A 7,609-nucleotide genomic window follows, 5' to 3' on the forward strand; every position below is an offset into this window, starting at 1 on the left:
TCAGGGCGAACGGTGGGTGGGGCGGTGCGAGCACCCTCCGTTCGGGCTGAGCCTGTCGAAGCCCAGCGCGCGCCCAGCCCTTTCACCGCTCGCCCAGCCGCGTCACCCGCCCCCCATCGGCCACGTCCTGCAGATCGTGCGTGACCAGCAGCGCCGGCACGCCGTGCGCGCGCAAAGTGCCGAACACCAGCTCCCGCATGCGCCCGCGCAAGGCCGCGTCCAGGCGGGCGAAGGGCTCGTCCAGCAGCAGCGCGCGCGGTCGCGCCAGCAGCGCGCGGGCCAGCGCCACGCGGGCGCGCTGGCCGCCCGACAGCGTGGCCGGATCGGCCGATTCGTACCCGTCCAGTTCGACTTCCCCGAGCGCCTGACGCACCGCCGCCTCGCGTCCGGCGCGCGGGCCGGCGGGCACGGCAAAGAGCAGGTTCTCCCGCACCGTCATGTGCGCGAACAGCAGGTCGTCCTGGAACAGGATGCCGATGCCCCGGCGCCGCGTGGGCAGTCCGTCCACGCGCTCGCCGTCCAGGTGGATGCTGCCCTCGAAGCGCACGGCCTCGGGCGCGGTGCCGCACACCACGGCGAGCAGGCTGGACTTGCCGCAGCCGCTCGGGCCCATGAGCGTGTGCACGGCGCCCGGCGGCACCTCGATGGCGAGCCCCGCCATCAGCGGCTGGCCGGCGACCGTGAGCGATCGGACCTCCACCCGCAGGCTCATGGCGCGGCACCTCGCAGGGGGGGCACCGGCGCGAAGCGGCGCGGCCGCCCCAGTGCCGCCGCCAGTGCGAAGACCCCCGCCGGCAGCAGCCACTGCAGCCAGGCATAGGCGGCCAGCAGCGAGCGCTGGCCGCCGCTGGCCAGGGCCACGGCTTCGGTGGTCACGGTGGCGAAGCGGCCCGCGCCGACGAAGAGCGTGGGCAGGTACTGCGCGATGCTCACCGCGAAGCCCACCGCGAAGGCAGCCGCGAGCGCAGCGCGCAGCAGCGGCCACTTGACGCGCAGCAGGAAGGCCGCGTGGCTTCGGCCCAGGCTGGCCGCGAGCTGCGCATGGCGCGCATCGAAGCCCTGGTAGGCCGGGCTGAGCGCGATCAGCACATAGGGCAGCGCCGCCAGCGCGTGCGCCAGCCACAGCCCCGCCCAGCGCGCCTCCAGCCCCCAGGCCAGCGAGAGCCGGTGCAGCCCGATCACCCACACGATGGCCGGCAGCAGCAGCGGCAGGTAGGCCAGGCGCCGCAGGGCCGCGTCCCAGCGCGGCGGCGCCGCTTCCAGCCAGGCCATGGACCAGGCGAGGGCGGCCGCTGCGGCTGCCAGCGCCAGGCCCAGCGAGGTCCAGAGCGTGCCGGCGCTGGCGGCCACGGACTGCCAGCCGGACGCCCTCAGCGTGCGCGGCCAGACGTCCGGGAAGGGCCACACGCCCGCGACGCTGCCCACGGCCAGGACGGCGAGCACGGCCAGGTACGCGACCGGCAGGGCCAGCACGGCCAGCCAGCCCGCGGCGGCGCCGGCATCGCGCCCGCCGCGTTCGCCATCGACCCGCCGGCGGCCGCGCGCCAGCACCGGCCGCAGCGGGCGGGGCAGCAGCGCCAGCAGGGCCACGCAGCCGGCCAGCAGCCAGGCCAGCGCGGCGCCGCGTGCGTTGGCCGCCGGGTCCGCGTCGCGCAGCCACTCCCAGGCCAGCACCGCCGCCGTGGGCGGGGCCGTGGGGCCGATGACCAGGGCCATGTCCACCACCGTGAGGCTGTAGGCCAGCACGGCCGCGAGCGGCGCGCCCAGGCGCGGCCACAGCTGCGGCCAGACCACGCGCCACCAGGCCCGCGAGCGACCGTAGCCCCAGGTCTGCGCGAGCTGCAGTTCGCGCGCCCAGCGCGCGCCGGCATCGGGCCGCTGCAGCTGGGCCACCGCCACCCACAGCAGGAAGGGCACTTCCTTGCCCACCAGGGCCAGCACCAGCGCCAGGCCCCAGGGGTCCTGGGTGGTGCTCCAGGGCGGCGGCAGCGCAAAGCCCGTCGCCCAGGGCGACAGCGCGCGCAGGATCCAGCCGCTGGGCGCGATGAGGAAGGCCACGCCGATCGCGAAGGCCGCGTGCGGCGTGGCCAGCAGCGGCGCCAGCATGCGCGTGAGCAGGCCCCAGGGCCGGGCGGCGAAGCCGAGCGAGAGCAGCCAGGCCGTCGCCAGCAGCGACAGGGCGGTGGCCGCCAGCCCGGTGAAGAGCGACAGCCCCAGGGCGCGCGGCAGCTGCGGCGCCTGCGCCAGGGACAGCCAGGCCGCGGGCGCCAGCCCCGCGCCGACCGCCGACAGCGCCGTCCAGCCCAGCGGCAGCACGACCAGAGCGGCCAGCACGAGGGCCAGCGGGCGGTGCCCCGGGGCCGCCGCCGCAGCGTTCACGCCGCGTAGCGCCTGAGCCACTCGCGTTCCAGCGGATCGACCCAGCTGCCGTGCGGCTCCAGGATGACGGGGGCGGGCCGCTGCACCTGCCCGGGCGCGGGCGGGCGGGCGAACAGTGCCCGCTCGGGCTCGGGCAGGCGACCCACGGCCAGCACCGTGCCGTCGCCCCAGACCGCGATGTCGGCCTTGCGGGCCTGCGCGGCGGGCGAGAGCATGAAGTCGATCACCACCTGCGCCGCCTCGGGCGCGCTGGCGTTGAAGGGAATGGCCAGGAAGTGCGTGTTGCCCACGCTGCCCGCCTCGTTCTGCCAGCTGACCACGGTGGCCGGCAGGCGACCGGCGGCGATCTCGTTGGCGGCTTCGTTGGGGTTGAAGGTCAGGGCGATGTGCAGCTCGCCGTCGGCCATCATCTGGCGGATGGCCGCGGCGTTCTGCGGGAACTGCCGTCCGCCGCGCCACAGCTGCGGATGCAGCGCATCCAGGTAGTCCCACAGCGGCGCCGTGGCGGGCGCGAAGGCGGCTTCGGTGTACGGGCGGTACAAGGGTGCGCGGTCGCGCACCGCTTCCAGCAGGGCTTGCTTGAGGAAGGTGGTGCCGTGGAAATTGGGCGGCCTCGGATAGCTCACGCGGCCGGGGTGGGCGCGCGCGAAGGCCAGCAGGGCGGCCATGCTGCGCGGCGGTTCGGGCACGCGGGCGCGGTCGGCGAAGAAGGTGAACTGCGCCATGCCCCAGGGGGCCTCCATGCCCGCGACGGGTTCGGAAAAGTCGATGCGCGTGGTGGGCTTGCCTTCGGTGTCCACCCAGCGGTAGCTGGGCAGGCGCTCGGCGAAGGGGCCGAAGAGCAGGCCCTCGCGCTTCATGGTGAGGAAGTTCTCGCCGTTGATCCAGAGCATGTCCACGCTGCCGCCGCGCTCGCGCCCGGCCTGCTTCTCGCCGCGCACGCGGCGCACGGCCTCGGCCGTGTCGGTGATCTTGACGTGCTGCAGCGTGATGCCGTGGCGCCGGGATACTTCCCCGGCCGCCCACTGCAGGTAGGCATTGGTGCGCTCGCTGCCGCCCCAGGCGTTGAAGAAGACCTTCTGGCCGCGGGCGCGGGCCAGGATGTCGGGCCAGGGCGGGGTCTGCGCGTGAATTCCGGTGCCCAGCAGCGTGGCGGCGCCGGCGGCGAAGGCCTGCAGGGTCTGGCGGCGTGAGATGGGGCGGCGATGGCTCATGGGGCGAGTGTGTCCGAGTCGGGGAGCGGATGTGTCCGCATAGTCGACGGGGACGCGGGGACGGTTACAGCACCGGCACAATGGGGCGGACTTCACCCCGGAGGCGTCCCGGATGGACTGGCAGGAGCAAGCGCGAAGGACCGAAGAGCGGCTGCACGGCCAGTTCGTGCAGGCGCTGGACGGTGACGCGGCGGCCTACCAGCGCTTCCTGCAGGCGCTCGGTGGCCACCTGCGCGCCTACTTCCGCCGGCGGCTCTTCCAGCTGCCGGACGAGGTCGAGGACCTGGTGCAGGAGACCCTGCTGGCCATCCACACCCACCGCCACACCTACCGGCGCGACCAGCCGCTCACCGCCTGGGTCCACACCATCGCACGCTACAAGCTGGTGGACCTGCTGCGCGCGCGCGAGCGGCGCGAGAAGCTCAACGACCCGCTGGACGACGAGGCGGGCTTCTTCGCCCGCAGCGACACCGAGGCGGCCGAGGCCCGGCGCGACCTCGCCACCATGCTGGACGGCCTGGGCGAGCGGCAGCGCCGCGCACTGGTCATGACCAAGATCGAGGGGGCGTCGGTCGCCGAGACGGCCGCCGCGCTGGGCATGTCCGAGGTGGCGGTGAAGGTGGGCGTGCACAGGAGCCTCAAGGCCCTGGCGGCGCGCTGGGGCGGCAGCCGCTGAGCCGCAAAAGGAATCGGCGGCGCGACGTCCTCCCCGCGGGACCTCACTCCTCGATGAAGTTGCCCGCCGAGAAGCGCACCGGCGGCGCCTCGGGGTCGAAGCTCACCCCGGCCGGGTCGCCGCCCGCGGCCACCTTCTCCAGCTGCTGCTGCAAGAGGCGCCGCAGCATCACGATGCCGCGGTCCGTGCTGGCCAGGTGCTCCTCGGAATGCCGGGCAATGGGCCCCTGGCTCACCATGGCCTCGTAGTCGCCCGGGTAGCGGCGGTGCTCGTCCTCGCTGAGTTCTTCCCACAGGCGCTTGCCGTCCGGGCGCGAGCGCATGCGCACCAGCTCGCCGGCCTCGCGCACGCGGCCGACCACGTAGATGCGGAAGTGGTGGTCGTCGATGGGTAGCACCCAGCCGAGCGACTCCACCGGCCCCCAGCGGCCCACGCGCGGGCTGGGGATCACGCGCAGCGTGGGCAGCCCGGCCTCTGAAATGCGGCGGAAGGTCCTGCCGTCCGGCAGCTGGCGGATGGACGTGGTGCGCACGCTGTGCGCGTGCACGTCCCAGCTCACCTGCGGCATGAGCGCCATCTGCTCGACGAACTGCGTGCCGCTGAAGGACGAGTGCAGCACGACCACGTGGAAGGGATCGACCAGGTTCTCGTAGTGCTGCAGCCAGTTGCAGGGGATCACCTGCGGGCCACCGCCGCCGATGCTGTTGTCGTCGGTCTCCAGGAATTCGCCCGGCTCCAGCTGCTCCAGGCACTCGTAGCGCGGCAGCACCGGCTTGCGCTCGGGGGGGCCGAGGTAGGCCCACACCAGGCCGTACAGCTCCTGCACCGGGTACCAGGGCTGGCGCACCTTGTCGCGAAAGCGCCCGCCTTCAGGCTCGCAGGGCTGCTCCACGCAGCGCCCCTGCACGTCGAAGAGCCAGCCGTGGTAGCAGCAGCGGATGCCGCGCTCCTCCACCTTGCCGTAGTAGAGCGACGTGCCGCGGTGCGCGCAGTTCGGCAGCACCAGCCCGGGCCGGCCGGCGCCGTCTCGAAAGAGGATGAGGTCCTCCCCCAGCACCCGCACCTGGCGCGGCGTCTCGCTGGCGTCGCGCGACAGGCCGACGGGGTGCCAGTAGCGGCGCAGCAGCTCGCCCATGGGCGTGCCCGGCCCGACCTCGGTCAGCTCGCGCCGGTGGGTGGGCGCGGGGCGGCCGTAGCCGGTGCCCTGGTCAGGCGCCGGGGACAGGACAGCCTTCATTGCGGCGTCACCCCCGCGGCCTTGATCAGTTCGGCCGTGCGCGGGAAGTCGGCCTGGTAGCGCTCCAGGAACTGTGGCGGCGTGTTGCCCAGCGGCTCGAAGCCGAAGGCCACCAGCCGCGCGGCGATGTCGGGCATGGCGGTGATCTCGCGCAGCGCCGTGACCCAGGCGTCCACCACCGGCGCGGGCGTGCCGGCCGGTGCATAGACGCCGATCCAGCTGTCCAGGTCGAAGCCCTTGAAGCCCTGCTCGGCGAAGGTCGGCACCTGCGGCATGGCCGACACGCGCCGGGTGCCGGCGATGCCCAGCACCTTCATCTTGCCGCCCTGGCTCTGGTTGCGTGCCGTGGACGGGTTGGCCCAGGCGAAGTCCAGCACCTTGCCGAACATGTCCGTGTGCGCAGCCGCCTCGGACTTGTAGGCCGCGTGGATCAGGTTGGCGCCGCTCTGGCGCTTGAGCAGCTCGCCGAACAGGTGCGCCGTGGAGCCGTTGCCCCAGGTGCCGTAGGTCATGCCGCGCGGCTGCTTCTTCGCGTACTCGACGAACTCCTGCACGGTGGAGTAGGGCGCATCGGCCGGGGCGACCAGCATGGGGCCACCCGTGGCCAGCATGGACAGCGGCTGGAAGTCCTTCACCGGGTCGTAGGGCAGCTTGGGCTGCAGGATCACGTTGTTCACATGGGTCAGCGGCAGCGTGAACAGCACGGTGTGCCCGTCCGCCGGCGCCTTGGCCACGTAGTCGGCCGCGATGGTGCCGCTCGCGCCGGGCTTGGCGTCCACCACCACCGGCTGGCCCCAGCGGGCCTGCAGCTTGTCCGCGTAGGCGCGCGCCAGGCTGTCGATGGGACCCCCCGCGGTACCGAAGGGCACCATGCGGACCGGCCGGCTGGGAAAGCCGGCCTGCGCGAACGCCGGGCCGCCTGCCACGCCGAACGCGGCGGCGGCCAGCGCCATGGAAAAGCTTCGTCTGTCCAGATGCATGCCTTGTCTCCTGATCGTTGCTTTGAGGGGAAGCCGACAATGATGGCCCGCCGCCCCTGGCGCGGCAATTCGAAGCTTTGGATATGAGATATGAACGCGCGTGATATCCGTTCGCTGGACGTCGGCATGCTGCGCACCTTCGACGCGCTCATGCGCGAGCGCAGCGTCTCGCGTGCGGCGCAGCGCCTGTTCCTGAGCCAGCCGGCGGTCAGCGCCTCGCTCACGCGTTTGCGCGAAGTCTTCGGTGACCCCCTGTTCACCCGCATGCCGCACGGCGTGGCACCCACCGCCCGCGCGGAGGCGCTCGCGCCGCAGGTGGAGCAGCTCCTCGCCGGCATGGCGCGCCTGCTGGAGCCGCAGCAGGATTTCGATCCGGCCACCAGCAACCGCATCTTCCGCGTCGCCGGTTCGGACTTCGCCAGCCGCTGGCTGCTCGCGCCGCTGTCGCGCGAGCTGGTGGAGGCCGGCTCGGCCATCCGCATCCTGTGGGAGCCCACCCAGACCGGCTCCATCGCCGAGCGCCTGCGCAAGGGCGAGATCGACCTGGCCGTCATCGCCCGCATCCACCGCCCGCAGGACATGCAGACCGAGGTGCTCTACGAGGACCACTACGTCTACGTCACCCGCCGCGACCATCCGCAGGCCGGCGAGCCGGTGACGCTGGAGTCCTTCTGCGCGGTGCCGCAGGTCTTCCTGGGCTACGGCACCTCCACGCTGGACGACCTCATCGACGAGGAACTCGCCCGCCGCGGCATGCGCCGCCACGCCCAGCTCGCGGTGAGCAGCTTCGGGCAGATCCTGCACCAGCTGCGCTGCAGCGACCATGCGGCGGTGCTGGGGCGGCGGGTGGCGCAGGCCTTCGCGTCCGAGCTTGCGATCCGGGCGCTGCCCTTGGAGTTGCCGAGGTACCAGTCGATGGTGTGCTGGGACGGGGGGTCTTCGGGGGATGTGGGGGTGGAGTGGTTGAGGGGGGGGGTGGTGGGGATATCCGTGTCTGGTGCCCTGGCTTAGGAGCTTTTGCGTTGGCGTGGGGTGTTTTCTTTCGCGGCTTGCCGGGTCTCGCCCCGGCGGGCGACCTACTTTCTTTTGCTTCGCCAAAAGAAAGTAGGCAAAGAAAAGGCGA

The 7,609-nt window shown here is 73.1% G+C and carries 7 protein-coding genes; 2 read left to right on the forward strand and 5 right to left on the reverse strand.

The features are described from left to right. Window positions 1-82: 82 nt before the first annotated feature. From EZ242_RS18660 to EZ242_RS18670, 3 genes are read right to left on the reverse strand one after another with little or no spacing between them, the layout of a single operon-like run. On the reverse strand, window positions 83-712 hold the full coding sequence (locus EZ242_RS18660; protein WP_135286705.1) for an ATP-binding cassette domain-containing protein: 630 nt from the start codon (window positions 710-712) through the stop codon (window positions 83-85). Then, a complete protein-coding gene (locus tag EZ242_RS18665) occupies window positions 709-2,379 on the reverse strand; it encodes an ABC transporter permease family protein (RefSeq protein WP_205960682.1) in 1,671 nt (556 codons plus the stop codon). Before EZ242_RS18665 ends, EZ242_RS18660 begins: the two co-directional genes overlap by 4 nt. Continuing rightward, window positions 2,376-3,593: an ABC transporter substrate-binding protein gene (locus EZ242_RS18670; RefSeq protein WP_135286706.1), complete on the reverse strand. Its 1,218-nt coding sequence runs from the start codon at window positions 3,591-3,593 to the stop codon at window positions 2,376-2,378. The genes EZ242_RS18665 and EZ242_RS18670 overlap by 4 nt, the downstream gene beginning before the upstream one ends. A 112-nt stretch (window positions 3,594-3,705) precedes the next feature. Here EZ242_RS18670 and EZ242_RS18675 point away from each other — a divergent pair, with 112 nt between their 5' ends. Next, on the forward strand, window positions 3,706-4,269 hold the full coding sequence (locus EZ242_RS18675) for a sigma-70 family RNA polymerase sigma factor (RefSeq protein WP_135286707.1): 564 nt from the start codon (window positions 3,706-3,708) through the stop codon (window positions 4,267-4,269). Window positions 4,270-4,312: 43 nt separating this feature from the next. On the opposite strand, the gene EZ242_RS18680 is transcribed toward EZ242_RS18675, so the two are convergent. Then, the gene (locus EZ242_RS18680) at window positions 4,313-5,506 is read right to left on the reverse strand and encodes an aromatic ring-hydroxylating dioxygenase subunit alpha (RefSeq protein ID WP_135286708.1); all 1,194 of its coding nucleotides are present in this window, start codon (window positions 5,504-5,506) and stop codon (window positions 4,313-4,315) included. Further along, entirely contained in the window at window positions 5,503-6,486 is a 984-nt protein-coding gene (locus tag EZ242_RS18685) for a Bug family tripartite tricarboxylate transporter substrate binding protein (RefSeq protein WP_135286709.1), read from the reverse strand. The genes EZ242_RS18680 and EZ242_RS18685 overlap by 4 nt, the downstream gene beginning before the upstream one ends. Before the next feature lie 90 nt (window positions 6,487-6,576). Here EZ242_RS18685 and EZ242_RS18690 point away from each other — a divergent pair, with 90 nt between their 5' ends. Then, window positions 6,577-7,497 carry a LysR family transcriptional regulator gene (locus EZ242_RS18690; RefSeq protein WP_135286710.1) on the forward strand — a complete coding sequence of 307 codons (921 nt, stop codon included), beginning with the start codon at window positions 6,577-6,579 and terminating at the stop codon, window positions 7,495-7,497. The last annotated feature ends 112 nt before the right edge of the window (window positions 7,498-7,609 follow it).

Source organism: Ramlibacter rhizophilus, from assembly GCF_004681965.1.
Classification (GTDB): Bacteria; Pseudomonadota; Gammaproteobacteria; order Burkholderiales; family Burkholderiaceae_C; genus Ramlibacter; species Ramlibacter rhizophilus.

What these genes read in the sequence shown, in the direction of transcription:
- EZ242_RS18660 (WP_135286705.1), bottom strand. Translation starts at nt 712, where the DNA reads ATGAGCCTGCGGGTGGAGGTCCGATCGCTCACGGTCGCCGGCCAGCCG.
- EZ242_RS18670 (WP_135286706.1), bottom strand. Translation starts at nt 3,593, where the DNA reads ATGAGCCATCGCCGCCCCATCTCACGCCGCCAGACCCTGCAGGCCTTC.
- EZ242_RS18675 (WP_135286707.1), top strand. Translation starts at nt 3,706, where the DNA reads ATGGACTGGCAGGAGCAAGCGCGAAGGACCGAAGAGCGGCTGCACGGC.
- EZ242_RS18680 (WP_135286708.1), bottom strand. Translation starts at nt 5,506, where the DNA reads ATGAAGGCTGTCCTGTCCCCGGCGCCTGACCAGGGCACCGGCTACGGC.
- EZ242_RS18685 (WP_135286709.1), bottom strand. Translation starts at nt 6,486, where the DNA reads ATGCATCTGGACAGACGAAGCTTTTCCATGGCGCTGGCCGCCGCCGCG.
- EZ242_RS18690 (WP_135286710.1), top strand. Translation starts at nt 6,577, where the DNA reads ATGAACGCGCGTGATATCCGTTCGCTGGACGTCGGCATGCTGCGCACC.